21 protein-coding genes, 6 tRNA genes and 1 pseudogene are annotated in these 24834 nt (G+C 38.0%); 19 read left to right on the forward strand and 9 right to left on the reverse strand.

The window, feature by feature from the left end:
• The first annotated feature begins 206 nt into the window (after nt 1-206).
• The 8 genes from CNR22_23125 to CNR22_23160 all read left to right on the forward strand — a co-directional run bounded on the left by CNR22_23125 (nt 207) and on the right by CNR22_23160 (nt 3868).
• Complete coding sequence (locus CNR22_23125) at nt 207-950, forward strand: hypothetical protein (protein ID PBQ34551.1); 744 nt, start codon at nt 207-209, stop codon at nt 948-950.
• Complete coding sequence (locus tag CNR22_23130; GenBank protein PBQ34552.1) at nt 940-2343, forward strand: RNA-splicing ligase RtcB; 1404 nt, start codon at nt 940-942, stop codon at nt 2341-2343. The genes CNR22_23125 and CNR22_23130 overlap by 11 nt, the downstream gene beginning before the upstream one ends.
• Before the next feature lie 2 nt (nt 2344-2345).
• Complete coding sequence (locus CNR22_23135) at nt 2346-2963, forward strand: peptide chain release factor H (protein PBQ34553.1); 618 nt, start codon at nt 2346-2348, stop codon at nt 2961-2963.
• Between the two features lie 510 nt (nt 2964-3473).
• A tRNA-Gln gene (locus CNR22_23140) sits at nt 3474-3548 on the forward strand.
• Nucleotides 3549-3550: 2 nt separating this feature from the next.
• Nucleotides 3551-3627, forward strand: a tRNA-Leu gene (locus CNR22_23145).
• Nucleotides 3628-3632: 5 nt separating this feature from the next.
• Nucleotides 3633-3708, forward strand: a tRNA-Ile gene (locus tag CNR22_23150).
• 7 nt (nt 3709-3715) lie between these two features.
• Nucleotides 3716-3788 (forward strand) — tRNA-Pro (locus CNR22_23155).
• Nucleotides 3789-3795: 7 nt separating this feature from the next.
• A tRNA-His gene (locus CNR22_23160) sits at nt 3796-3868 on the forward strand.
• Between the two features lie 448 nt (nt 3869-4316).
• Here CNR22_23160 and CNR22_23165 read toward each other — a convergent pair.
• Nucleotides 4317-5336: a WYL domain-containing protein gene (locus CNR22_23165; GenBank protein PBQ34554.1), complete on the reverse strand. Its 1020-nt coding sequence runs from the start codon at nt 5334-5336 to the stop codon at nt 4317-4319.
• 252 nt (nt 5337-5588) lie between these two features.
• On the opposite strand from CNR22_23165, the gene CNR22_23170 reads away from it, so the two are divergent.
• Entirely contained in the window at nt 5589-7106 is a 1518-nt protein-coding gene (locus tag CNR22_23170; protein ID PBQ34555.1) for a ribonucleoprotein, read from the forward strand.
• Nucleotides 7107-7588: 482 nt separating this feature from the next.
• Here CNR22_23170 and CNR22_23175 read toward each other — a convergent pair whose 3' ends face one another.
• On the reverse strand, nt 7589-7795 hold the full coding sequence (locus tag CNR22_23175) for a hypothetical protein (GenBank protein PBQ34556.1): 207 nt from the start codon (nt 7793-7795) through the stop codon (nt 7589-7591).
• Nucleotides 7796-8286: 491 nt separating this feature from the next.
• Here CNR22_23175 and CNR22_23180 point away from each other — a divergent pair.
• The 9 genes from CNR22_23180 to CNR22_23220 all read left to right on the forward strand — a co-directional run bounded on the left by CNR22_23180 (nt 8287) and on the right by CNR22_23220 (nt 14944).
• Nucleotides 8287-8361, forward strand: a tRNA-Lys gene (locus CNR22_23180).
• Nucleotides 8362-8398: 37 nt separating this feature from the next.
• Entirely contained in the window at nt 8399-8716 is a 318-nt protein-coding gene (locus tag CNR22_23185) for a hypothetical protein (GenBank protein PBQ34557.1), read from the forward strand.
• Between the two features lie 63 nt (nt 8717-8779).
• Entirely contained in the window at nt 8780-9304 is a 525-nt protein-coding gene (locus tag CNR22_23190) for a hypothetical protein (GenBank protein PBQ34558.1), read from the forward strand.
• A complete protein-coding gene (locus tag CNR22_23195; GenBank protein ID PBQ34559.1) occupies nt 9301-10731 on the forward strand; it encodes an RNA-splicing ligase RtcB in 1431 nt (476 codons plus the stop codon). The genes CNR22_23190 and CNR22_23195 overlap by 4 nt, the downstream gene beginning before the upstream one ends.
• Nucleotides 10732-10763: 32 nt before the next feature.
• Entirely contained in the window at nt 10764-11534 is a 771-nt protein-coding gene (locus CNR22_23200; protein ID PBQ34560.1) for a nucleotidyltransferase, read from the forward strand.
• Complete coding sequence (locus CNR22_23205) at nt 11531-12598, forward strand: nucleotidyltransferase (protein ID PBQ34561.1); 1068 nt, start codon at nt 11531-11533, stop codon at nt 12596-12598. Before CNR22_23200 ends, CNR22_23205 begins: the two co-directional genes overlap by 4 nt.
• A gap of 416 nt (nt 12599-13014) precedes the next feature.
• Nucleotides 13015-13371, forward strand: coding sequence for a transposase (locus CNR22_23210; GenBank protein PBQ34562.1), 357 nt, complete (start codon nt 13015-13017; stop codon nt 13369-13371).
• Nucleotides 13372-13396: 25 nt separating this feature from the next.
• Nucleotides 13397-14350 carry a DDE transposase gene (locus tag CNR22_23215; GenBank protein ID PBQ34563.1) on the forward strand — a complete coding sequence of 318 codons (954 nt, stop codon included), beginning with the start codon at nt 13397-13399 and terminating at the stop codon, nt 14348-14350.
• Nucleotides 14351-14392: 42 nt separating this feature from the next.
• Nucleotides 14393-14944 carry a zeta toxin gene (locus CNR22_23220; protein PBQ34564.1) on the forward strand — a complete coding sequence of 184 codons (552 nt, stop codon included), beginning with the start codon at nt 14393-14395 and terminating at the stop codon, nt 14942-14944.
• A 495-nt stretch (nt 14945-15439) separates the two neighbouring features.
• Here CNR22_23220 and CNR22_23225 read toward each other — a convergent pair.
• The 5 genes and pseudogenes from CNR22_23225 to CNR22_23245 form a co-directional block, all read right to left on the reverse strand.
• Nucleotides 15440-16200, reverse strand: a pseudogene (locus tag CNR22_23225) (ATP-binding protein).
• 22 nt (nt 16201-16222) lie between these two features.
• Complete coding sequence (locus CNR22_23230; GenBank protein PBQ34565.1) at nt 16223-17362, reverse strand: transposase; 1140 nt, start codon at nt 17360-17362, stop codon at nt 16223-16225.
• Between the two features lie 185 nt (nt 17363-17547).
• The gene (locus CNR22_23235; GenBank protein ID PBQ34566.1) at nt 17548-17766 is read right to left on the reverse strand and encodes a hypothetical protein; all 219 of its coding nucleotides are present in this window, start codon (nt 17764-17766) and stop codon (nt 17548-17550) included.
• 142 nt (nt 17767-17908) lie between these two features.
• Entirely contained in the window at nt 17909-18349 is a 441-nt protein-coding gene (locus tag CNR22_23240) for a hypothetical protein (protein ID PBQ34567.1), read from the reverse strand.
• A gap of 70 nt (nt 18350-18419) precedes the next feature.
• Nucleotides 18420-19607, reverse strand: a complete 1188-nt coding sequence (locus CNR22_23245) for a hypothetical protein (protein PBQ34568.1) — start codon at nt 19605-19607, stop codon at nt 18420-18422.
• 502 nt (nt 19608-20109) lie between these two features.
• Here CNR22_23245 and CNR22_23250 point away from each other — a divergent pair.
• Entirely contained in the window at nt 20110-21681 is a 1572-nt protein-coding gene (locus CNR22_23250) for a hypothetical protein (GenBank protein ID PBQ34569.1), read from the forward strand.
• Between the two features lie 9 nt (nt 21682-21690).
• Here CNR22_23250 and CNR22_23255 read toward each other — a convergent pair whose 3' ends face one another.
• Together CNR22_23255 and CNR22_23260 are read right to left on the reverse strand one after the other, a co-directional pair.
• On the reverse strand, nt 21691-23850 hold the full coding sequence (locus tag CNR22_23255; protein ID PBQ34570.1) for a DNA helicase UvrD: 2160 nt from the start codon (nt 23848-23850) through the stop codon (nt 21691-21693).
• A gap of 43 nt (nt 23851-23893) precedes the next feature.
• The gene (locus CNR22_23260) at nt 23894-24817 is read right to left on the reverse strand and encodes a hypothetical protein (GenBank protein PBQ34571.1); all 924 of its coding nucleotides are present in this window, start codon (nt 24815-24817) and stop codon (nt 23894-23896) included.
• Nucleotides 24818-24834: the final 17 nt, after the last annotated feature.

Genomic DNA, 24834 nt, shown 5'->3' on the forward strand with positions numbered 1-24834 from the left:
TAGAGCGCAATAACATATTATCCCTGCAATTCACTGCGTAACCGCGGCTCTGGATCGTTTTATCAGCATTTTTTACTTTCCTGATTTTTTGATTTAGATGTCCGCATATCACCGGAATTTATTTTCGTTGCCCCTTTGTTTTGCACGGTAAGCCATCATTGGCTTTTTAATTCAACAATTTCCAAATACCGTTTACATGCAAATTAATGGACATAAACGAATGGGAATACTATGTTCTGTGCAGTCGCCTTAAAACGAAAAGACAAAAAGAGCGACTTCGGAAATGGGATTCCGACAAAAAACTAATAAAAATTAATAAGGAACTAAAACGCCTTCAAAAAGAACAGATGAACCTGGGGCACAAGGAACTTGACCCTCCGGTACAAAGAGGTTGGAAAAGATCTTTTGTACTTAGACCGGATGTGGAAAGAACTAAAGACCGCGCTTTTTTTCAAGCACTTTTAGATAAGATCAACACAGAGCAATACAGCCATCGTCGCGATTTTAAAAAAAAGATCAGAAAAAAAGGAAAAAAAATTCATGTGCCTCGGGTACAAAAGCTAAATGAGTTTTATGAATGGAGTTTTAGAAAACTGAAATTAACTGAAAAAGAAAAATTGTATTTCATAGAAAAATGGGAGTTCAATCAAAAGCGAGAGCTCTGCAAAAAATACGCATTTGCAGAACCCTGGAGATATACCTTGCGCGTGCGGCCAAATATGATAACAAAGGTAAAAGTAATCGATCCACTCTTGTTGCAACAGCAAGCTGAAATTGACAACTTTCTGTGCAGGAATAATCTTTGGCCCAGACTTCATAAAGTGGTCGATGGCTGGCATCAATACCGTTGGAACCCCGGACCCAAAGAGAAATACAAACAATTATTAAAAACCGACTCCATTAAAAATTTAATGGAAGACTATTACAAAGAAAAACAACATGAACACTAATAAATTAAATGGAAAAGATCTTTATAAGATCGGATATGACAAGGATGCATCACGAAGCATGGCAATAATGACCGCTTCAAAGCATTTTAAGCATAGCCCAAAAGAAGAAGTACTGAATCAATTTAAGTTGGTTAAAGAAAATCCGGAGGACTATCTGGCGGATGAAAAGCTTGGAAAGCTTGCCGTTACATTTATAGAAAAAACGGATGAGCGACCTTTCAAGGTTTACACGTTGAATGATATGCCTGAACGGGTGAAAGTATATGGTTATAATCATATTGAAGAAGAAGCAAGAAAACAAATGGATGTTGCCATGCGATTGCCCATTAGCCTAAAAGGCGCTCTGATGCCCGATGCACACAGCGGTTATGGCTTGCCTATTGGTGGGGTGCTCGCTGCTGACAATGCTGTAATTCCATTTGGCGTTGGCGTCGACATTGGTTGTCGCATGGCCTTATCAATTTTCGATCTCCCCGAAAAGTATATTCATCATAAAGCGTTTGAATTAAAAAACGCCTTAAAGGAGCATACTCATTTTGGAATGGAAGGTAGCTTAGACAAAAAACAAGATCATGAAGTACTTGAACGATCCGAATTCAATGACACACCTTTACTGCGAAAATTGCATGGCAAAGCAATGCGGCAACTAGGGACTTCAGGAAGTGGAAATCATTTTGTAGAATTTGGGATCATTACATTAAATGAATTTAATACGCAAAATTTACCAGCAGGCAGTTACATAGCGCTGTTGTCGCATTCAGGGTCAAGAGGCCTGGGGGCAACTGTCGCACAGCACTACACGAAGATAGCTATGGACACCTGCAAATTACCGAGGGAAGCACAACACCTTGCGTGGCTAGATCTCAACAGTGGTGAGGGACAAGAATACTGGTTAAGTATGAATTTAGCGGGAGACTATGCAAAAGCTTGTCACGACAGAATTCATATTAATTTGACAAAAGCACTTGGAATAAAACCTGTTGCAAAAATTGAAAACCATCATAACTTCGCCTGGAGGGAAACACTAAATGGTAAAGAGATGATTATTCATCGCAAAGGTGCTACACCTGCACGTGAAGGTGAGCTTGGTATTATCCCGGGAAATATGACCGACGCAGGTTATCTTGTTTGCGGAAAGGGGATTATTGACTCTCTCAACTCTGCGTCGCACGGCGCTGGAAGAGCCATGTCAAGAAGAAGGGCCAAGGACAGCATCACGGTATCTTCATTTAAAAAAATGGTAGCAGATGCGGGAGTATCTTTAATTGGCGGCACGCCGGAAGAGTCTCCTCTTGCCTACAAGAATATTGATGAAGTAATGATCGCTCAGAAGGACCTTGTAGATATCCACGGAAAATTTATCCCAAAAATCGTAAGAATGAACAAAGAATAATTATGGAAACAAAACTGATACAAATTACATCAGGAAAAGGCCCCGCAGAATGTGAGCGGGCCGCCTTCCTGGTAGTAGATAAAATGAAAAAAGAAGCGATAAAACATACGCTGATAATTGAACCAGTAGAACTGATAAATGGAAAATTTGACGAAACCTATCTTTCTGTTTTATTCCGCGTTAGCGGCAAAGGAATCGGAGCTTTTCTTAAAGAATGGGAAGGAACCATTCAGTGGATAGCACAAAGTCCATATCGCAAATTTCACAAACGTAAGAACTGGTTTGTTGGAATTATATCGTATGATTTGCCAAAAGAAATTCCATGGAATGAAAAAGATATTTCGTTTCAAACCCTCAGGGCATCAGGACCAGGTGGTCAAAATGTAAATAAAGTAGAATCGGCTGTCAGGGCAATTCACAACCCAACCGGTACAAGTGTAACGGCATCTGATGAAAGATCGCAGCTAATGAATAAGAAAGCCGCCGGAGAAAGATTAAAGAATAAGTTGTTAAGCTTGCAGATGCAAGAAACTATGATACAAACACAAGACCAATGGATGAAACATCATTTGCTTCAGAGAGGCAGTCCTGTCAAGGTTTTCAAAGCATCGCTTGAATAAATTAAAAAGTGTTTTCTTGTTTACGAATTTAAAACTACTGCTCACTCAATGAAACACTCTATTCAGAAAAAATATAAATTATTTTTTAAGACCCTGAAAGTACTGATTTTAATGGAGTTTCCAGAGGTGTTATAGATATATTAAAATATCATTTCGCCATTTTAATAAAAATAAATTTGGATCGAATAAAAAAAATGATTTACATTTGTGCCAGAGTTAAAGAAAAGAACAAAATGAAACACAGTTTAATATATCGCCAAAACATACACCAACCGGCCTTTACGCCGCTATTTGGATGTATTGGGTTATGTTGAACTTAGAATAAAAATTTATTTTAATTTATCATAACCCCGGCCACACCGGGGTTTTTTATTGAACAAGAAAATGAAACGACACAGTCTACAACCGATATTTTTCTATCAACCAGGTTTTACCTGACAGGGAAATCGTGTGCCATAGTGTAAAAACTATTCAAGCCCGATCCCTGAAAAGATCGGGTTTTTGTTTTACTGCCGGGTCGTCTAATTGGTAGGACACCAGAGTTTGAATCTGGGTATAGTGGTTCGAATCCACTCCCGGCAACAAATACCCTCTTAGCCCAATTGGTAGAGGCGCTTGTCTTAGGAACAAGTTAGCATTGGTTCAAATCCAATAGAGGGTACAAAAAAATGGGATGTAGCTCAACGGTTAGAGCAGGTGCCTTATACTCACAAGGTTGTCAGTTCGAATCTGGCCACCCCGACAAAAAAGAACGGGAAGTAGTTCAGTTGGCAGAACGCGTGCTTTGGGAGCATGAGGTCGCAGGTTCGAATCCTGTCTTCCCGACAGATGTTGAGATTAGTGTAAGGGTTAACACGGTGGCTTGTGGCGCTATCAATAAGGGTTCGAATCCCCTATCTCAACCAAACGTGAAGTAGAATAAATTTCGCTTCATATTAAAAAATCATGAAGCGTAAGTTTTGCTTTCTGCTTCATGAAAGGGACAAGTGGCAGACGTGGTGTATGCGTTGCTCTGAAAAAGCAAAGAAAGTGATTCGATTTCACTCTTGTCCACAGAATCTGAAGTGAACCATAGAGTTTGCTTTAGAAAAACGACCTGTAGCTCAATTGGAAGAGCGGCTGAATACGAATCAGCAGGTTTAAGGTTCTCCCGATAGCTATCGGGATTACTGGTCGTCAAAAAAAAATGAGAATGCGCTGACCCTGGAGTTCAGGCATAGAAAATTATTAAATGGGAATGCGCCAACGACGGTGAGTTGGGACGGACTGTAACTCCGTTGCCGCAAGGCTTTGCAGGTTCGACTCCTGCTACTCCCACAAATCCTGAAGTGAACGAACATTGTGAGTTCTACTTCAAGGATCCGTTCTTTGATAGTTTGAAATTGTATGTTTAAGCCGCGCTTGAATCTTTCCGGAGAGCCGTTTCGGAGATAACACTTTAATCTGTTCTCCGAAGCCAAGTATTTCTCGCTCAAGCTCAAAGTTCCAGATCACGTCTAAAGAGAAAATAGTTCCGTCCATTTCTTCTTTTAAGATCTTCTGACTATGGTGAATGGGCTTTGTGATAATGTAGGGTGCATGCTCGGGTATAATTTTCATCACAATAGTCTGAGATTTTTGGCTTGGCATTTTTGAAACACCGATAGTATCATTAAAGTAACTGAAGACATCATGTTCAGGTTTGATATATTTTTCTGAACCTGCTTCGGCAATACTTTCAATGCGGTCAAGCGCGAGGATCATAATAGCTTTCCCTTTTTTATTTGCGCCTTTCAAAAACCAACGGTTACGATATTCTTTAAGCAGGTAGGGATAAAAGACAATTTCCTGTGGCTTTTGTGCTTTGAAAGATTGATAGGTGATGAGAATCGTTTTTTTATGAATAATAGCCTTATGCAGTGTATCAATGTGATTAAGGCCCTTGAGAAGTTCGTTTTTTTCGAAATCAATATAAGAACGGCCTTTGTTTTTTTGCTTGTACAGCTTGTCCTCCAGCCGTGTAACCATTCCTGTAAGATCTTCGAAATAGCTAAAGCCCTTAAATTGTTTTAGTACTTCCATAACCTCATTCAAAGTACCCAGGTCCTGCGTACTTAATGGAATATTGGTGATGCTGTAATTCTTGTCCTCGTAAGAATAATATTTCTTATCGGTCACAATAATGGGCGCATTATATCCCAGTTTTTCACTCCGCATGTTTTGTATGTCCAGTTGGATGGTGCGAACACTGATGCCTTTGCTTATTCCTTCGTACTCGTTAAGCGCTTCGGCGCAGGCTTCTACAAGGTCATTCAACGTCCATTTGCGAAAACGATTCTGAAGGCAATTATCTATGGTTTTATAGCGCATAAGCGCCAGCTTATTAATTGGCATAAAATAAGGGGCTGGTTCAACGCATTAAAGATACAATTTTAAAAAAACTACGCAATGTATTTGCGTAGTATAAACCGGGTGAGAGTTTAACCGAAATTAATTCTCCTCGTTTTCAGATACTTAAAATAAAAATAAAAAAATCAATAAACTACGCAATTCGGATGCGTAGTTAAATAAAACCTTTGTCTTGTCAATATGAAACAATAATAAAAACAAATTCAAATTGATAGTAATAATTAAAAACAGAAGAGTATGAAATTCAACATCTTTAAAAAAAACGTAAACGCTGTAACCAACTACGAAGGTGCAAAAGCTTACACGTTAACTCCTGAAATGGAATTATATTCCGCAGTAGTAACTGCCGGATTAAATGACAATTTCTACGAGAAAGGCGATACCCGTCTTGCCCGTATACAAGAGTTGATGTTGAAAAACAATGCTGAGTATGTTGCAAAACTGGCTGTATACACCCGCAACGAAATGTATATGAGAAGCGTGCCAATGGTATTGGCAGTTGAACTGGCAAAAGCAAATTCAGGTAACGCAGTTGTTGGAAAAACTGTAAGCGGCGTGGTAAAACGCGCAGATGAGATCACTGAATTATTAGCCTACTACCAGTTAGCCAATAACAGAACAGGCACTAAAAAATTAAACAAGCTTTCCAAGCAAATACAAAGAGGTTTGTCTGAAGCGTTTAACCGTTTTGATGAGTATCAATTTGCCAAATACAATCGTGCAGCTGAAGTGAAATTGCGTGATGCATTGTTCATTGTTCACCCTAAAGCAAAAGATGAAGCACAACAAGCGATCTTTAATAAAATTGCTGGCAACAACCTGGCTGTACCATACACCTGGGAAACTGAGTTATCAGCTTTAGGTCAGGCAAAATACGAGAATGAAAAAGCGAAAGCAGCGGCGCTTAAAGCCAAGTGGGAAGAATTAATAGACAGCGGTAAAATAGGCTACATGGCCTTAATGAGAAACCTGCGAAATATTTTGGAGGCAAACGTATCGGTAGCTCATGTTAGAAAAGTAGGCGACTACTTATCAAACGAAACTGCGGTGGCCAATTCAAAACAATTGCCTTTCCGTTTTCTGGCTGCCTACCGCGAAATAAAAATAATGAACTCTGAATTTGCAACTATGATCTTAAATGCACTTGAAGATGCGGTTATTGCAAGTGCAAAGAACATGAAAGGTTTTGTCGAAACAACACGTGTATTGATTGCCTGTGATGTATCAGGTTCTATGCAAAAGCCAATCTCTGCAAAAAGCAAAGTGTTGTTGTTTGACATTGGTTTAATGCTGGGCATGTTAATGCACTCAAAATGCAAAAGAGTTGTAACCGGTATGTTTGGTGATACGTGGAAGATCGTGAATATGCCGAACCGCGGTGTATTAGCAAACGTAGGAGAATACTACAAGCGTGAAGGTGAAGTGGGTTATTCAACGAATGGTTACAAAGTAATCGATGACCTGTTTAATCGTGGTGTGGTAATGGATAAAATAATGTTGTTTACCGACTGCCAATTATGGGATAGCAAGTTTGGAGTTTCAAGCCTTGAAAAATCATGGAAAGCCTACAAACAAATAGCGCCAGAGGCAAAATTGTATTTGTTCGACCTGGCAGGTTATGGTACTACGCCGTTAAACGTCCAAAAAAATGACGTCTGCCTGATAGCAGGCTGGTCAGATAAAGTGTTTGATGTATTGCATTCTATCGAGAATGGTGTGAGTGCAGTTGAAAAGATCAAACAAGTAGTGTTGTAGAATAAATCCCTCTCTGTCAATCCAGTCAGAGGGGGTTAATATGGTCTTGTAGCTTAAAAGGAAAAGCTGCGGCAAAATTAGCTTAACCGCGGAGTGTATGGAAAATGCCGGCACAACTATGCGTTGTGAAGGACAGAGTTTACAGTGCACCGAAATGATTTTATCATAGTAGGGAAGCGTATTTACAGCCATACTGTCTGAAAAGAAATACGAGTTCGAATCTCGTCAGGACCACGTTCTTTAAAATATTGAAATTGTCAAAATGCCGTAGAATGGCCCGATAGCTATCGGGACGCTCTACAGGGCGGGTCTCAATAGGGGTGAAAGCCGGTATGGGTGCAAATCCTCATGCGTATCCCCGTTCTGAATTCGCCTTTTGCTTTTGACATACTTAAATTTCCAGGATGCCGTAGAAGTGGGTTACTTCGAGCCAAAAACAATTAGGGGAGGTTGCCGGTACGTCCGGTATAGGGACATGATCCCTATGGCAAATCCCCGTTGCCTGCTCCGACTTTCGCTCCTGGAATACTATTGAAAGATGCCGTAAATAAGAGATACTTCGTTTGGCAAAGCCGAAAGGCAAGGGGTTCGAATCCCTTAAGACTCTTATTGCTTTTTGCTCTTTTATAAACAGTGCCGTATATAAGACTTACTTCGTTTGAAACACCTAAAAAGGTCTTATAGCTCATTGCCTGTTTCTAAGATTTTAAAACAGTGTCGTATATAAGAGATACTTCGTTTAAATTATGTGTCGTTGGTTCGAATCCAACTTTCATGAAAATGAAATAGCTCAGCTGGTAGAGCAATAAAAAAGACTCTTATAGTTTTTTACCTGTTTTTTAATGCTATTGATAAGTGACGTAGTGAAGCGATCCTTCGGTAGAGCGCCCCGGCCCGATAACCATCGGGACCGGGAAGGTCGTCGGTTCAAATCCGGCACCGGTTTCCCCGATAGCTATCGGTACCGGTTAGCTCAGTTTTCTTCTTCGCTTTGCGCTTTTTTCCTTATCATAAATATTGAATGGTGTCATAGAATAGAGATACTTCGACTGTCACTCAGGTGGTCGCAGGTTCTCCCGATAAATATCGGGACTGCCTTAATCGACCCAGGTAACAGATTGGCTTTGTAGCTCAGTGGTAAAGCGCCATGTGCTTTATTCGCTTTTAACCCATTCATCATCGGCTGTAACTCAGATGGCAGAGTACCGTCCTTTTAAGACGGGAGTTCCGGGTTCGAATCCCGGAAGGCCGACAAGGATTTTCACAAGAAAATCTGAAATAAAATAAAAAAAATGAATAAATACGAAAGACTGAAGCAGGAACTGCAAAGTTCAGGCACAGGAAAAATGAAATGTTTTGGGAACTCTATGTTGCCCATATTAAAAAGCGGCTCCTTGCTGACTTTTAAAAAAGAAGAAAATTATAAAATAAAAGACATTGTATTTTGCAAAGTAAAAGGGCGTTTTATCGACGCGCATAAAATTATCAAAACCGATGCCGCTAAAGGTTTTCTTATTGCCAATAATCATGGCTATGAGAATGGCTGGACACGTGTGATCTTTGGTAAAGCCGTGCTTGCCGAATACAATGGAGAAACGAAAGAACTTTAAGATTTAACAAAATTATTTTTATCTGCGCAATTTGACTGCGTAGTCAAAGTTTTTCTTTGTAACATGAAAGAATTAAAAAAATACATGATCTGGTTTGGCATACTCGTCTTGCTTATTACTTGTGGCGATAGTGCCATGACCATTCTGAGTATTTTAGTTTACATTTTCCTCGGCATCCTGTTGCTTCTTATTGCAGTGATTCTGTTTGTCATTTGTGTAGAGGCTATAGAGGATGGAAAGTTTTCACGTTTCAAAAAAAAGAATGAAGGACATTATTTTTTAATGTATGGCATCAATTGGCGCCTTAAAAAGAACATTGAGCTGGATCTAAAACCCTGTCTGGATATACAGTATAAAGATATTCTGATAAACAGAGATGAGATCGTTATTAAACAGAACGAAATGGAGAACGGATATTTGTTCAAGGAAACGAATATGGTTAAATTTCCCAGGGTGATGAGAATTGTTGAAGGCAAAATGCAAGTGGTGTCTTTTTACTCAGAGATCTGCAAGTTAAAAAGCGGAGAAATAAATAAAGATGCATTTAAAAAAGAAGTAGAAATCAAATTACAAAAATTACAGAAATGAATAAATTAAACATAAAAGGTGACGATCTATTAGCATTAGGTTATCCAAAAGGTAAAGCCATTGGAACTGCTATTCGCGTGGTAGAGCAAAACTTTAAGAACCAGGAAAGAGAAGAGGTTTTATCCATCTTACTAAAAGTGTTTCAATACCCGGAAAGCTTTTTAGATGATGCTATTCTCTCTCCAATTGCTAATGAGTTAGTTATCAAACCAAAAATGGAAGATGGCATTCCGGTAACACCTTTAAAAGAAAATGCGGATAGTTATGCTATTTATGGCAAGCAGCATATCGAAAAAGGCGCTATCGATCAGATGGAAATAGCCATGAAGCTGCCGGTAACAGTTGCGGGGGCATTGATGCCGGATGCGCATCAAGGATATGGTTTACCTATTGGCGGAGTATTAGCTACTAACAATGCAGTAATTCCTTATGGCGTGGGTGTTGACATTGGCTGCCGTATGGCCTTATCCATTTATGATTTTCCAGAATCGCATTTTGTTGAGAATGCCGCTAAGTATAAAAGAGAACTGATTGCGTGGACAAAGTTCGGCGCCGGTGAAGGTTGGCAGGGAAAGTTTCGTGCAGAGCATAACATTTTAGATCGCCCGGAATTTAATGCCACGCCCTTTATTAAAAGCCTGCACGAAAAAGCGGTACATCAGCTTGGATCTTCAGGTGGCGGTAATCACTTTGTAGAATGGGGTATAATTGAATTTGAAAAAGACGATGTAGCTTTAAACATTCCAAAAGGAAATTACGTAGCCTTGTTAACGCATTCTGGTTCCCGCGGTTTTGGCGCTACCATTGCCGGGCACTATACCAGGCTGGCCAAAGATCTTTGCAAGCTTCCTGATGAAGCAAAGAACCTGGCGTATTTAAGTCTTGACTCCGCTGAAGGACAAGAGTACTGGCTGGCTATGAACCTTGCCGGAGATTACGCATCGGCCTGTCATGAAGTGATCCATAACCGTTTAACAGCAGCAATGGGTGGCACCCTACTCGCCCGCGTAGAAAACCATCACAACTTTGCCTGGAAAGAAAAATACAATGGGCAGGATGTGATCGTACACCGCAAGGGTGCAACGCCAGCCTCAAAAAATGTACTGGGAATTATTCCCGGCTCTATGACTGCTCCTGGTTTTTTAGTCCGCGGAAAAGGAGAAGAACATGCTATTAACTCAGCTTCTCATGGTGCCGGCCGCCAGATGAGCCGTACACAAGCTATCAAAACAGTGAGTAAAGCATCTATGCAAGAGATCCTGAAAGACCACGGCGTTACCTTAATTGGCGCCGGGTTGGATGAAGCGCCCTTTGCTTACAAGGATATCAATATGGTAATGGCTGCACAGTCGGAATTAGTAGAAGTATTGGCTAAATTCACACCGAAGATGGTGAGAATGGCAGATGATGGCAGCAGAGAGGATTAGAAAAATGTTGAATTATAAAATGTGTAAGACAAATGGAACAACACATAAAAAATAAATTAAAAGAAATAGAACAAACACACTCTATAAAAATACTCTATGCCTGCGAAACGGGTTCGCGGGCCTGGGGCTTTGCATCACCGGATAGCGATTATGATGTGCGCATGATCTATATGCATGAGCCTGATTGGTATTTGACGTTATCGGATAAAAAAGATTCGATAGAGTTAATGCTCGACAATGGAGAGCTGGACATAACCGGCTGGGATTTTAAGAAGTGCTTGAAACTATTATGGAAATCTAACGGCGCTTTGCTGGAGCGAATACAATCACCAATAGTGTATTGTAACACTTTAGATTTAGTCGAACGCTTCCACTATTACGCAGACCGCTGTTTTATACCGATAGCAACCATGCACCATTATTCAGGAATGGCGAAAAATAGCTTTTCTGAAATAGAAGGAAAAGAAGAAATAAAACTTAAAAAATTATTTTATGCTTTAAGAGCTACTTTAGCTTGCAAATGGATCTTAGATAAGGACTCAATACCACCAATAGTTTTTAAAACCATGGTGGACGAATTAGACTTTGATCCCAAATTAAAGACAAGAATAGACGAACTGGTTCAGTTAAAATCAGGAAAAAACGAAAGCTATATGCACCCAGCCGAGAAAAAACTCAACACATTTATACATGCACAACTAACACTAGCCGATGAAAAAGCACCGGCATTAGCAGGTCGCAAAGACAAGAACGTAAACCTCGATGAGTTTTTCAGGCACGGATTAAAAACATACTGGGTATGACAATAAAGGATTTAAAAGATCAGCAGTTGATCCTGCTCGAATGCATCAGTGGCAGCCGCGCTTATGGCCTGCATACGCCTCAGTCTGACACAGATCTGAAGGGTGTGTTTCTCTTGCCAAAAAATATATTTTATGGTCTTGAGCAAACCGAACAGGTTAACAATGACTCGAACGATGAAGTATATTATGAATTAAAGCGCTTCATCGATTTGTTGACAAAAAATAATCCTAATATCCTGGAGTTACTAGCTACGCCACAAGATTGTGTTATCGAAAGACATCCATTGATGGATCATGTAAAACCGGAACTTTTTCTCTCACGTCTGTGCAAACAAACCTTTGCCGGCTATGCGCAATCTCAGGTAAAAAAAGCAAAAGGGCTCAATAAAAAAATTGTGAATCCGGTAGATGAGGAGCGCAAGTCCATCCTGGATTTTTGTTATGTAGTAAGTGGGCAGGGATCGGTTTCTTTAAAAGCATGGTTGCTTAAAAAAGGCCACAGCCATCAAGATTGCGGTCTTGTAAACATCCCTCATATGCGCGATACCTTTTCGGTATTTCATAACAGTCAGTTGCAGCAAGGTTACCTGAAAGGAATTTCGTCGGGCATAGAAGCTAATGACATCTCCCTAAGCTCGGTGCCTGCAGGCCTTGATCCCCTGGCTGTGATGAGCTTTAACAAAGATGGTTATTCGAAATATTGCAAAGATTATAAGGCCTATTGGGAATGGGTAGAGAAACGGAATGACGCCAGGTATGAGAATACCATCGAGCATGGAAAAAACTACGATGCCAAAAACATGATGCATACTTTCAGGCTTCTGAATATGGCCCAAGAAATTGCAAGAGAAGGCAGGATCAACGTGCGCCGTAATGATCGTGAGTTTTTGCTCAGCATACGTTCTGGCCGTTTTGAATACGATGACCTGGTAAAAATGGCGGATGAAAAAGTAGCTGAAATTGAAAATTTGTTTGATAAGAGCGATCTGCCGGAGATGCCAGATTTGAAAAGGGCTAATGAGTTGCTAATTCATCTCAGGGAGAAATTTTACGAAGAGACATGAAGATACTTCTTCCAGAGCCTGGAAACTATGAAAAATAAAAAAGCCGCTGATTTTCAGCGGTTTTAATGTTTGTAAACAACTTATTTCAGGACGAGAGATATTGACGAAAAAAGGCAGAATACAATACTGACGTGCAGGATAAATTACTAGCCAAAGCTTCCAAAATGCCTTCAAAGACATTGCGGCAAGCTGTTACAAAATATGGAAATGCTAAAACAAAAAAACTCTTTAAACCGCTTATAAGCCAAACCTTAGAGTATGCCTAATTATTGCCCGATCATAAAGTGTCTGGGCTGAGACGCATAAAAAAATCTTGGTTTTTATTATTACTTTTACGATCGTGTCTAATTTGGATCAGGCGCAAAAGTTGTGGGGAAGAAAAAATAATCTGAATTTTACGGGGACTAAAACTAACTATGGACCCATCCTACAATGACTTTTTAAAAATAGTATTACCTGAGGGGATTTGCGATTATTTTGAACTCACAGGTTATAAAAAAGACTCAGAAAGCGAGCGCATTGATTTGTATTTACAAGAGATAAGCACTATTCCTGCTGAGTACGCGACTGTCCGATTAACTTCAAAAGGTTTTTTTGATCAGGTAACTATACAAGATTTTCCGATTCGGGGGCACAATGTTTTTCTGCATGTCAAGCGTCGTCGCTGGCTTAATGAGGAGACCGGAAGTGTAGTTTTTCGTAATTGGGATATCATTACAAAAGGGACGCGAATCACAAACGATTTTGCGGCTTTTTTAAAAGAAATTAGTTGATACGCATGCGCATAGCATTAAAACTATAGGCTCATTTTACGGCATTAATGGCAAAAAGCTTCAGCGTTACTATCGTAAGAAATTAAGTGATTATAACGATTGGAAATACAAGAATAAAGCCGAACAAGGAATTATATTTCCTGAAAACATTGGTCCTTATTTATCCATTGATGAGACCTGTTTATCACACTCAGAGCTTTACACAATCCTCTCCAACAAAGCGGCAAAAGGGAAGAAGGGTACCATAGTTGCGATTTTAAAGGGGACTCACTCGGAGAGCATAATCTCATTGCTACAAAGTATCCCCTTACATCTTAGAAAGAGAGTTCGTGAAGTCACACTGGATCTTGCGGGTAGCATGGGGTTAATCGTAAAAAAATGTTTTCCTCATGCAAGTATGGTTATTGATCGCTTCCATGTTCAACAGTTAGCTACCGAAGCACTCCAGGAAATAAGAATAAGACATCGTTGGGAAGCTATAGAGGCTGAAAATAATGGCATTGACGAATCCCGGAAAAACAAAAGAGCTTATGTCCCTGAAATTTTAAGTAATGGTGAGACTCTCAAACAACTACTCGCAAGAAGCCGCTATTTACTCTACAAAGCCGAACACAACTGGACTTTAGAACAATCCCAAAGAGCTAACATACTTTTTGATCGTTATCCTGATATTAAAAAAGCGTATGGTCTGGCTCAAAAATTATCCTGGATCTACAGCAATACAAAAGAGAAAATATATGCGTTTACAAGATTAGCCAAATGGCATGAAGAGGTTGCCCAATCTGGGTTCAAGACCTTCAATACCCTATCCAGAACCATTGAAAACAATTACAAAAGAATACTAAACTACTTTAATAACAGAAGTACTAATGCCTCAGCCGAATCATTTAATGCGAAAATCAAAGCTTTTAGAGCGCAATACCGAGGAGTTACAGATGTAAATTTCTTCCTATTTAGACTCTCTAAACTATTTGCCTAAATTTTACTCCACAGATTTTGCGCCTGATCCTCTAATTTATATATAATCGCAGGATGTAATGGTGCCGGAAAAACTACAGCATCTTATGCAATGTTGCCCGAAATTTTAAACTGCAAGGAATTTGTAAATGCAGATGAAATAGCCAAAGGACTTTCACCTTTTCAACCTGATAAAGTAGCTTTTGAGTCTGGAAGAATTATGCTTCATCGCATTAGAGAATTGCTGGCCAATGGGAACGATTTTGCTTTTGAAACAACTCTTTCTACAAGGTCTTATGTCTCCCTTATCAAAGAAGCAAAACAACTAGGGTATAAAGTAACATTGGTATTCTTCTGGCTAGATTCTTTCGAAACAGCTAAAGAAAGGGTCAAACATAGGGTGTTATTAGGTGGACACGATATTCCTGAAGATATAATTGAGAGGCGATACAAGAGAGGTATTCAAAATTTAACAAAATTATACATTTCGCAAGTAGACTATTGGATGGTTTTTGATAATACTAAGGAATCTAGACTGGTTGCCGAAGGCACAAATAGTCTAGGTTTTAACATAATAAATTCCGATATTTGGTCTAGAATTTCTAATGGGCAATAATCATCCATACTCTGATTTAAGAGATAAAATAATAGCTGGAACTAAACTAGCATTCGAACGTCTAGTTGAAAAAGCTAAGTTGAATGATGATTACCTGGTTTTTTCTGAAAATGGAAAAGTTATCAAGGTGAAAGCTCGTTCCTTAAAATAAGTGTACTTTATTACTTAATATTTTGAAAGCTCTTTCAATATTGTTTTTTAACAAAACACTACTTGTAACAACCTGAAAAACAAAACTTAAATCACCTTATTTTTGAGTCTTAAGATGCTCAGATGAGTTAGGTGAAAAGTAACGTAGTTCTCCAAATAATGGCACCTCTAAGCTCTACTTTCTTCCCGAAACGGAAAAATTTGGCTTGAGCATTTTTCTGTACGCCTGTCGTCATTGTAAATTCCGCTTAAACAGACCCCTCTATTCCGCTTGAAAGAGACCCCTCACTTTGACTTACTTTTTTAGGGATAATCTTACTCTATTTTTAGCAGTGTTTGGCTAAGTTAGTTTTTTAAATTTATTAGTTCAATTTCTTCCTGATTTTTGGGTTTTCTTTTCTTTCTTAAAGAGTCTCCTTTCATTTCAATACGGTGTGCATCATGTATAATTCTATCCAGGATCGCGTCAGCGATTGTTTCCTCTCCGATGACTTCGTGCCATTTGTTTACAGGTATTTGGGAGGTGATGACGGTTGAAGATTTGCCATGCCGGTCTTCCATTATTTCCATGAGTGTTAACCTGCTTTGTGCGTCCAGTGGTTGTATTCCAAAGTCGTCGATGAGTAAGACTTGTTGTTTTTCGATCTTGGCAAGTTCTTTTAAATAGGATCCGTCTGCTTTTGCGATTTTCATTCTTCCAAAAAGTTTTGTGCTGTGCTGATACAAAACACGATACCCGAGCGCGCAAGCTTGATGACCAATGGCAGAGGCGATAAACTTTTGCCAATACCAGTGCTTCCGGTGATGATGATGTTTTCTTTTTGTTTCACGAACTCACAATCTGCAAGCCGAAGGATTTGATTTTTATCTATTCGCTTGTTCTCAAAACTCAACTCTTCAATGCTTGCTTTGTAGCGGAAGCGTGCCGATTGCAGTGTTCTGTCGAGTTTACGATTGTAACGCTCGTCCCATTCTGAGTCTATCAGGTGAGTGATCATTTCATCGGGAGTAAACTTTTCGTTCTTACCTGATTCAAGGGTTAGGTGGAAGGCCTTGGCCATTCCCAGCAGACGCATCTGCCGCATTTTTGTTAAGATGTCATTCATGGTTTTGTTTTTATTTTTTATTTTATTGATAGTAATGAGGCCCACGTATATTCTCATGTGTAGGCATATTTTCTTCCCGCAGATCTTCTTCTTGTCTGTCAAGGTTGTTCTTTAGGATGTCTTCGATGATCTTGTAATTGTAATAACCAATCTCATGAGCACGCTTGCAGGCTTTAATTAATCGTTGATTGCCAACACGTTTAGCAAAAGATAAAATTCCCATGCAGGATTTATAAGCTTGTTCGGGATGTTGTTTTCGTTCCAGAACTTTACTTACAAAATATTCTACAACTGGATCAATCTCTTTTGCTTTACTAAGAAAAAATGTAGGGCTCCACTCAGTTACATAGCGATGCTGCGCTGGCATGTGCGCAGGGTCTGTAGAGTAGTTATGGGGACTGCGCAAGCGCTTGTGACTTGCTACAAGCTCGTACTGACGGTAAAGTCCAACCTCAGAGCGGGAGTACTGCATCTTAAGTTTCTTACCAATAAGTTCATAGGGAACACTGTAGTAATGCTGATCTTCACTCAAATAAACGTGTCCGTTTTTCATAACAGTGACTTGTTTTATCTTTCGCATTTCATAAAGTGAGTCTACAAGTGGATGAAGCGAGGGCAGTTCCATTTTCCATTGATCCGTTCTTGAACATTCTTTACCGGTGAGTTTAGCATCGTTAAGCGCTTCAAGATGTGTTCTGATTTGCTCATTAAGCTCGCTTAGAGGAAAGATCTTCTTCTCGGACAGGTTGGTGTAGATCTTTTGATAAGAGAGCTTCACCATGTTCTCTACGTGAGCCTTGTATTGTGGTTTGCGGGAGCGTGCCGGAAGAATTGCAATACCGTAATGGTCAGCGAAGGCCGTAAAATTTTCGTTTACTAACGGTTCATACCGGCTTGCTTTTATTACAGCCGACTTTAGATTATCAGGAACAATAGCTAGCGGTACACCTTTAAAATAGTGAAGAGCATTCTCACAAGCACTAATAAAATCTTCCACGTTTTGACTCTGCATGGCCTCTACGTATGCGTACTGGCTCCATCCTAATATGGCCACAAAGACTTGTGCGTTTTTTATTTCACCAGTATCTGTATCTACAAAAGGAAGCGTAGCTCCCGCATAATCTACATACATTTTATCGCCAACCTTATGCTCTATGTGCATAGTTGGATTTACTTTTTTACTCCACTGATTGTAATAAATGTAAAACGATGTGGCCTTGTAACCCTTTGGATGCAGCGTTTTGTAAACCTAAATTTGTTTTAAGATCGTCATCCCACGTCTACGCATTTGTTTTTCCATCTCAGGAAAAAATTCATGCAGTTGTTTTAAGCGCTCATTGGATTGTATTACTTGTTGTGTGGGTGAAAGAGTTTATTTAACTCATAATCGGTGAGTTTGATTAACTCCTCGCAAGGTCGGCGCAAGGCCTGATACTGTCCAACATAAAGCTTTACAGTGTTTTTTGACATGCCTAAGCGTAATCCTATTTTTCTTTTGCCAATTCCCTGGGAATGAAGCTTGATGATCTGACGTACTTTGCTCATACTAATTGCTTTATTGGCCATGAAGTTTTTAAGATTACTGAAGTCATAAAGTACAACTCAACAATCAAAAAAACATCCTGCTAAATCAGCAAAATCATACTAAAAAAGGTGGGGTCAATTTGCTCCGGAATACTGGGGTCAGTTTACTCCGTAAAGGAGGGGTCTATTTGGAGCGGTTAACTGGGGTCTGTTTGTGCGGAATTTCCAGTAATACCTGAATTGGCAATCCTCTAAGCATTAAAATCGACTTATCCTTAGGCTTCGAAAGATACTCTAGCTTGAGCTTTGGTTTGAGTTTTGCAAAATTAAAACTCATAAAGCCTGACAGAATTTTTATGTTCCGTTGAAACATATTTTTGGATATTTTCGCATCGGAGGCTTTGTATTTTTCTTGCAAAACTTCTACTTTTTCATCTAAAAGTTCGTTTTGTTCCGATCTAAAAACACTACCTATCGTGCTCAAGGAATGGATCCAATAATCACCTCCTTCGCCAGGTTCACTTTTTGGTTTAGTTTTTTTCAAATTGTTAACAAAAGTCATCTCCGAACTAAGAGTCTTTTTCCTCCTAAATTCCACAATCTTACTAATAGCTATCTTATCCATAGTTGAACTAATAAACTTGTAAACACTCAAAATTATAACGACGAGGAAACGGTAATTCTTAGCTATCTAATCAAATATTAAGAACTTTTATCGCCTTTATTCCATCTACTTTAAATACACGAGTAGCTTGTCGAAGATGGCAGTAGGCTTTCAAATAAGTTAATGATACTTCTTCAGATAGGTCTTTTCCCTGTTCTTCTCCGACTAATTCAACGTCACTTATTACCCTCTTTGTCTCATCATCTTTAAAATCTTTATAAATAATCCAATAATACTTCTCTTTTCCAACCTTATCAATTAAGTGCTTAATATTTTCAGCATTTATTAAACGCCCGTTTACTTTATTAGAAACTAATTTGAAACTTGGTAATTCTTCTGAATACCATGATTCAAGAATCTCATACTTAGTTAATAAAATTGCAAACTCTTCTAACATGGCGTTAAATAGATTAAATGCAGATACGTAGTATCGCCCTGCCCTATAATTAATCTTTTTTGGATCAACTAATATTTTTTTGGGAGGACTACCTTCTTTGGCGGATGGAAATGTTAATATTAAATGCTTGTTTCTTTCAATTGCATCTTTTAATGGTTCCAAGGCGTCTTTATTGAATTCGGGAATTTTAGATAACGCGTCAATTGGAATAAGAACTTCCGTCATTTTTTCTGACGCTGAATTATAATATTTACACTTGACAAGTGTTTTTGAAATAAAACGCTTTGGCCTTTGAGTATTAAGATCTCTTAAGGGTTCTTTTATCTCGTTCTTAGTGGTTCCAATAACCTGCATTATAGGGCTTACAAAGCTTAGCTCAGCAGTAACAGACGTTTCATTTTGATTGTTTTTAAATTTTAAGCTACTTTTTTTCTTGCCTAATTCTATCTCAGAACCTCTTAGCTCAACCAAATCGCCATATTTATAATTTACTAGCTCATCAACTGGCTTTATTATGCGCAATAATCTTGATGATATCCAAACCTCTTCAAAATGAAAATTTTTGCTAGAAAACCAAATGCATTTGCATTGAAAGTTTTTATCATCTTTTCCGTCTATCAAATCTCCTGTAGTAGGATGGTAAGATTTTTTCTCTGGCGTAGTTTCAACAATCACCATCAAAGGTGAAATTATTTTAGGTTCACCTGAATAAACAATAATATCAGAATTCACTTTTTCCGTATAGAAATGGCTCTTCAAAGCTACAACTGTGCCGTTTTTCCATTCTGTTGGATTAACCGGAATTCCTGTTTCAGTATCCATAAATGATATTTAACTTGTTAATTGGACGAATATATGGAAACCAATTAACAAAAAAGGGGCGGTTTACCGCCCCTTTTCGGTCAAAATACGGATTTTGGACTTAATAAGTTATACTAGCGAATTTTCATTAACTTTAAATCGACTTTGCAGATCGCTAGGACGAGGACTTTTGGTTAGAACCGCAACGTTCTTAAGAACGTACTCGCATTTGGCAATAAAGTCAGGGTGTTGAGGAAAAGGATTACATTCCTGCGCCTTCTTGAGGCTGATATATCTATATATTTCATATATAAGGTATACAACCGATAGAATCGCAGATGGGATGTCTCCCAATAAATATAAGGATTTAATTAATATTATCATGGTCTTTATGGCTTGAATTATTAGTTTCTTCTTCTGATTTCGAAAATATAGTGACTCAAGAATTTGGGTACTGGTTCGACCCGCAAGGGTGTATGTCTTCGAAGTGTCCGCTACAGCGACTGCAAAGTTTTTTTTAATTATGGAAGAAGAATACAACTGGCTCAAATCAAAAGGGTATTTACACATTACGGCTCAGATTGATATAGCTCAACGTAAAACAGAGATCTATAATAAAGTCACCGATCCGGGTTATGTCGCCCGGTATTCTTTTTATCCTCTAATTCATCTAATTATTGACGAGCGCAAATACAAAAAAACTGGATTGCCATATCCTCAACGAGCCCACTCATACATTGATAATAAAGGCGAGCATAAAAGAACTGTCAAAAACCGACCCTTGCATTATGCTACTCATTTAGATGCCATAATATTTGGTTACTACGCCGAGCTTTTACAAAAACGTTATGAAATTAGTCTACAAAAATATGAGGGGTTAAGTGACTGTATTATTGCTTATCGAAAAATACCCACTGGGGTTGACGACACTAATAAAAGTACCATTCATTTTGCCCATGAAATATTCGAAGAAATAAGAACTCGTACTAACGAAGGACGAGAATGTTTTGTACTTGCCTTCGACATTAAAAGCTTTTTTTCGCGCCTTGATCATTTAATGCTGAAGAAAGCTTGGATGAAGCTGCTTGACACAAATAGGTTAAGTCCAGACCATTATAATGTTTTTAAAGCAGCTACTAATTTTTCCTACATTATGCGTGATGAACTGCGAATAAATAAAAAACTAAAATCTGGAAAAAAGTCCCCTTTTGACGAAAAAGAGCTGGCAATGATTAGGAATAAAAAAGGATTTCATTCCTTTTTCGAATCACCAAAAGCATTTAGGGATAGAATAAAATCAGGAAAGCTAAAGATCTATAAGCATCCATTCAGAAATGATGAGAAAGAACCTGTAGGCATTCCGCAAGGCTTACCTATAAGCGCCATTCTTGCTAATTTGTATCTTTTAGAGTTTGATATTAACATCCTTGATGAGCTTGTAAATAAAAAAGGGTGCTATTACAGGCGCTATTCCGATGATATTGCTATTATTTGCGACGTAGAACAAAAAGATTTTGTGGAGGATTTTGTTAATACATCTATTAAAGAAAGTAAAGTGCGTATTAGCGAGGGTAAGACAGAAAAATTTCATTTTAAAGTAAGTGATATACATAGCAAAAGTCCAAGACTTACCTGCTTTAAAGTATCTAAAGATGGAAATTATACCTATTCGCCATTTATATATCTGGGTTTTGAGTTTAATGGTAGCCACGCCTTAATAAAATCATCCAATTTGTCAAAATTCTATCGGCGCATGGTATTTGCGGTTAGAAGAAAGGCCAAGCGTGCTTTAAAAACCGCCGAACTACAGCCTGGAAGCAAACCAGTTGTATATAGGAGACAATTGTATAAGTTGTACAGCGCTTTAGATCTTAGTACTGTAAAAACGCATACACGCTGGAAAAAGCTACTTAAGCAGGAAAATGGTGAGTTCAGATTAATAACAGGAGTTAAGAAAAGACCCTTAAAAAGTAACTATTTCAGTTACGCTAGACGCGCCACTGAAATAATGAACGAGCCAAAAATCTATGGCCAAACACGAAACCACAAGAAAATTTTTAATCAAGCTGTTTCTTGGCATTTAAGGGCAAAATAACAGTTGTTACTATGTTTTACTCCCACAGTAGGGGCAAAAAGCGAAGAGCTTTTCAAGCTGACTGGAACAACTACCACATACTTCAATTTTTTCAATTACAGACTTAATAGGCAGACTAGTCTTTACAGTAAAATTATCAGGTATTTCTTTTAAAAAACTCGACTCATTACCTTTCTCAGTGATTAGAAATAGCTTGTCTTTCGCTCTTGTTATAGCTACATAAAAAAGTCTACGTTCTTCTTCCAGAAGAAGGTCGTGATCTGCCTTTTTGATTACCTGAAAAATTCGATCTTCGAGCCATATATCAGGAAATCCGCCGTTTCCTTCTGTAAGACCCAGGATGAATACAACCTTTGCTTCAAGCCCTTTTGACGCGTGGATTGTCTTCCCTTGAACTTTTAAACCTTCTGTTTTAAAGCGAAAAAAATATGGAGAAAACATCTTACTTCTTCTGTATAAAAAAAGTATATCGTCATTTTTTATACCATCTTCTAATAACTCCCTAATCTTAGTAACGCAAAAGTTAATATTTTCCTCCTCCTGGCTTCCTGCAAAAACCACAATTTTATGTTCTGACATCTTGGAGGCCGAAACCTCTTTTTCAACTTTAAACTTATTATGCTTTATAACCTCATTGCTGGCACCAACAATGTTTTGAGTACTGCGATAATTGAGGTTTAATTTAATAGTTTTTGAATTTTGAAAATGCTTTTCAAATTCAACAATGTAGCTCACATTTGAGCCTCTAAAACCATAAATACTTTGCCAATCATCGCCTACGCAAAACAATTGAGTATTAGGGGTTAGAAGTAGCTTTATAAGCTCTACTTGTAGGTTATTTACATCCTGAAACTCATCAACCAAAATATATTGATATTTCTTTTGAAATTGATGAACAATATCAGGTTGGTTTTTAAATAGAGAAATCGCGGTCGAGATTAGATCATTAAAATCAAGATAAGATTTGTTTACACAATATTGAATATATTTTTCAATTATGGGAATAGCAACTCTATAAAATGCGCGAATTCGCTCATGTTGATCGGTTTGTGATTTTTCTAAGATTGAGTTAATATCAGTATTTTCAACCTTTATCATATCAGTAATCCGCATTACTTGGACTACAAAATCCTTAACATCTTCATGGTATTTATTAAATTCTTCTTTAAATGATAGAGTTATTGTTTTATGGTAATCAAGTGGTAAGCGGCTTTTTACAATTTTGTCTAATGTATGGTTGAATAAGGCCGAATCATTCGTCATACTTTCATATGTTTTAACTAAAAGTAATTTGCCTTTTTCGAACTGATCTTCTTTTGCTTTTATTGGGTGACTCTTATCGCTGATATGCTCTATATACAAGTTTGCATCTGGAATATAAAAATCCGGCCTGAAATCAAAGTCTTTTACATTTAACAAAGGCTCATATTCATATTTTATGCTATGCCTGTATAGCCAATCAGCAATTGATTGTTCAGATTTAGAGCGCACTTTATCACCATTTAAAGTGGTGTAATACTTTCCATCTTTAGGAATCGAAATCTTTTGATTTCTTTCAATATGAATTCTATCAATGATATAGTCAAGAATATACTTTTTAAGGTGTAACAGGTACTGGGTATCTTCGCAAAGTTCTATTACTATTTTATGAAAAACTTCAAAAACCGTTTCAGGGGCGGCATACTTGGCCAACTCATCTCCATCGTCCTTTTTTTCGTCTCCGATTATTCTGAATTTATTGTCAAATTCATTAACACCATAATTTCGCAAAATGTTGTAACAAAGCCCGTGAAATGTTTTTACCGTGAGGCTATCAACCCACTTATACTTTTTGACGTATGCGTACCTTGCAGTATCTTTTTCTACTTTGCTTTTATATTTATCAAAAAGTATGGCCTCAAATTCTTTCGATTCATCTGCGGAAATAATTAAGCGATCCACCATTTCATTGGTGGCATTTTTGGTAAAAGTAATCGCTAGGATATTCGAAGGGCTTACACCTTTCTCCTCAATTAAATAGATTAGTTTTTGAAGCAAGGTTTTGGTTTTCCCAGATCCTGCGCCAGCTAAAACTAAAAGTCTTTTATCCTCACTAATAACAGCCTCTCTTTGCTTATCGTTAAGCGCACTCAGATCTGTTTTCGTCAATTGGGGAACTACTTTGTCCATAATATTATAAATTTAGCTAAAAGCGTTAAATTATTCATACTATTTAATCCATTTGCTCGAATTTTTGAATTTCAGGGATAATGAGGCTGGGGGTCATAAAATCAATACCTGACTCATAAATGATTGTATTTTTTACTTTATTATATTCTTCTTTCCAAGTTTCGAATTCATAAAGATTAAAAGCTGATGAAATTTTGACTTCCAAATTTGTCTTATGTTGTTTTGCGGTTAAAACATTATTTTCAATAACTGGATCAATAATTTGAAGAGTGAAAATTTGCGGAACAGCCGCTTCATTCTCTTTTTGAGAAATAGGAAACAACGGAACACATAAAAAAATATATACCGGCGAGGAGTGCTTATTGTTAATAAAAAGTAGTTTAAAGCGAAAAAGAATATTTTCTTTTTTGTCAAGAGTAAGTATTAATGACTCGCATAAATTCGATTCGTTCTGATTTTTCGTGAATGTATGCTCAAGCGCATTTCTTTGCAGTCTAAGAGAAACATCTTCATACATTTCGTTGATGGTACGGGAGACGAACTCAACTCTATGCCAAAAAACAATCCCAGCAAAGCTATAATGCTTGGGATGAGCGAAATAATTTCTTGTCCACTTGAGGTGTTTTAAACCTTCTAAATTTAAATCAAATAGGTTTAATGCGCTTAACTCTCCGATGAGATTATTAAATGTAAGGTCTTTTGAACCCGGAAAAAAATCCTTGTATCGAATGCTCATAGCCATTTCAAAAGTGAGTAGGGCTTTTGCATAAGCCTCATCAACAAACCTATATTCATAATAACCAAATATCATAAGCTTTTCGATAACTTCGAAGTTTTTTATTACGTCTTCGGGGACGCCTTTTCTAAAATAAAACTTCGGTATTTTTAAGCAATAATCTTCAAAACTGATATCCGCACATAGTGGATGAGCTTTTAGATACAATTCTTTTGGGGAGGGATTACTCATTTTGGTTGTAGAGTTTA

The organism is Sphingobacteriaceae bacterium, assembly GCA_002319075.1.
GTDB lineage: Bacteria > Bacteroidota > Bacteroidia > B-17B0 > Aurantibacillaceae > Aurantibacillus.

Excerpts from the sequence above, each read along its gene's own strand:
- CNR22_23210 (PBQ34562.1), top strand. The coding sequence starts at position 13,015 with ATGGACCCATCCTACAATGACTTTTTAAAAATAGTATTACCTGAGGGG.
- CNR22_23175 (PBQ34556.1), bottom strand. The coding sequence starts at position 7,795 with ATGAGCTATAAGACCTTTTTAGGTGTTTCAAACGAAGTAAGTCTTATA.
- CNR22_23185 (PBQ34557.1), top strand. The coding sequence starts at position 8,399 with ATGAATAAATACGAAAGACTGAAGCAGGAACTGCAAAGTTCAGGCACA.
- CNR22_23125 (PBQ34551.1), top strand. The coding sequence starts at position 207 with ATGGACATAAACGAATGGGAATACTATGTTCTGTGCAGTCGCCTTAAA.
- CNR22_23135 (PBQ34553.1), top strand. The coding sequence starts at position 2,346 with ATGGAAACAAAACTGATACAAATTACATCAGGAAAAGGCCCCGCAGAA.
- CNR22_23235 (PBQ34566.1), bottom strand. The coding sequence starts at position 17,766 with ATGGCCAATAAAGCAATTAGTATGAGCAAAGTACGTCAGATCATCAAG.
- CNR22_23245 (PBQ34568.1), bottom strand. The coding sequence starts at position 19,607 with ATGGATACTGAAACAGGAATTCCGGTTAATCCAACAGAATGGAAAAAC.
- CNR22_23255 (PBQ34570.1), bottom strand. The coding sequence starts at position 23,850 with ATGGACAAAGTAGTTCCCCAATTGACGAAAACAGATCTGAGTGCGCTT.
- CNR22_23260 (PBQ34571.1), bottom strand. The coding sequence starts at position 24,817 with ATGAGTAATCCCTCCCCAAAAGAATTGTATCTAAAAGCTCATCCACTA.
- CNR22_23170 (PBQ34555.1), top strand. The coding sequence starts at position 5,589 with ATGAAATTCAACATCTTTAAAAAAAACGTAAACGCTGTAACCAACTAC.
- CNR22_23165 (PBQ34554.1), bottom strand. The coding sequence starts at position 5,336 with ATGCCAATTAATAAGCTGGCGCTTATGCGCTATAAAACCATAGATAAT.
- CNR22_23250 (PBQ34569.1), top strand. The coding sequence starts at position 20,110 with ATGGAAGAAGAATACAACTGGCTCAAATCAAAAGGGTATTTACACATT.
- CNR22_23190 (PBQ34558.1), top strand. The coding sequence starts at position 8,780 with ATGAAAGAATTAAAAAAATACATGATCTGGTTTGGCATACTCGTCTTG.
- CNR22_23195 (PBQ34559.1), top strand. The coding sequence starts at position 9,301 with ATGAATAAATTAAACATAAAAGGTGACGATCTATTAGCATTAGGTTAT.
- CNR22_23230 (PBQ34565.1), bottom strand. The coding sequence starts at position 17,362 with ATGCACATAGAGCATAAGGTTGGCGATAAAATGTATGTAGATTATGCG.
- CNR22_23130 (PBQ34552.1), top strand. The coding sequence starts at position 940 with ATGAACACTAATAAATTAAATGGAAAAGATCTTTATAAGATCGGATAT.
- CNR22_23240 (PBQ34567.1), bottom strand. The coding sequence starts at position 18,349 with ATGGATAAGATAGCTATTAGTAAGATTGTGGAATTTAGGAGGAAAAAG.
- CNR22_23205 (PBQ34561.1), top strand. The coding sequence starts at position 11,531 with ATGACAATAAAGGATTTAAAAGATCAGCAGTTGATCCTGCTCGAATGC.
- CNR22_23200 (PBQ34560.1), top strand. The coding sequence starts at position 10,764 with ATGGAACAACACATAAAAAATAAATTAAAAGAAATAGAACAAACACAC.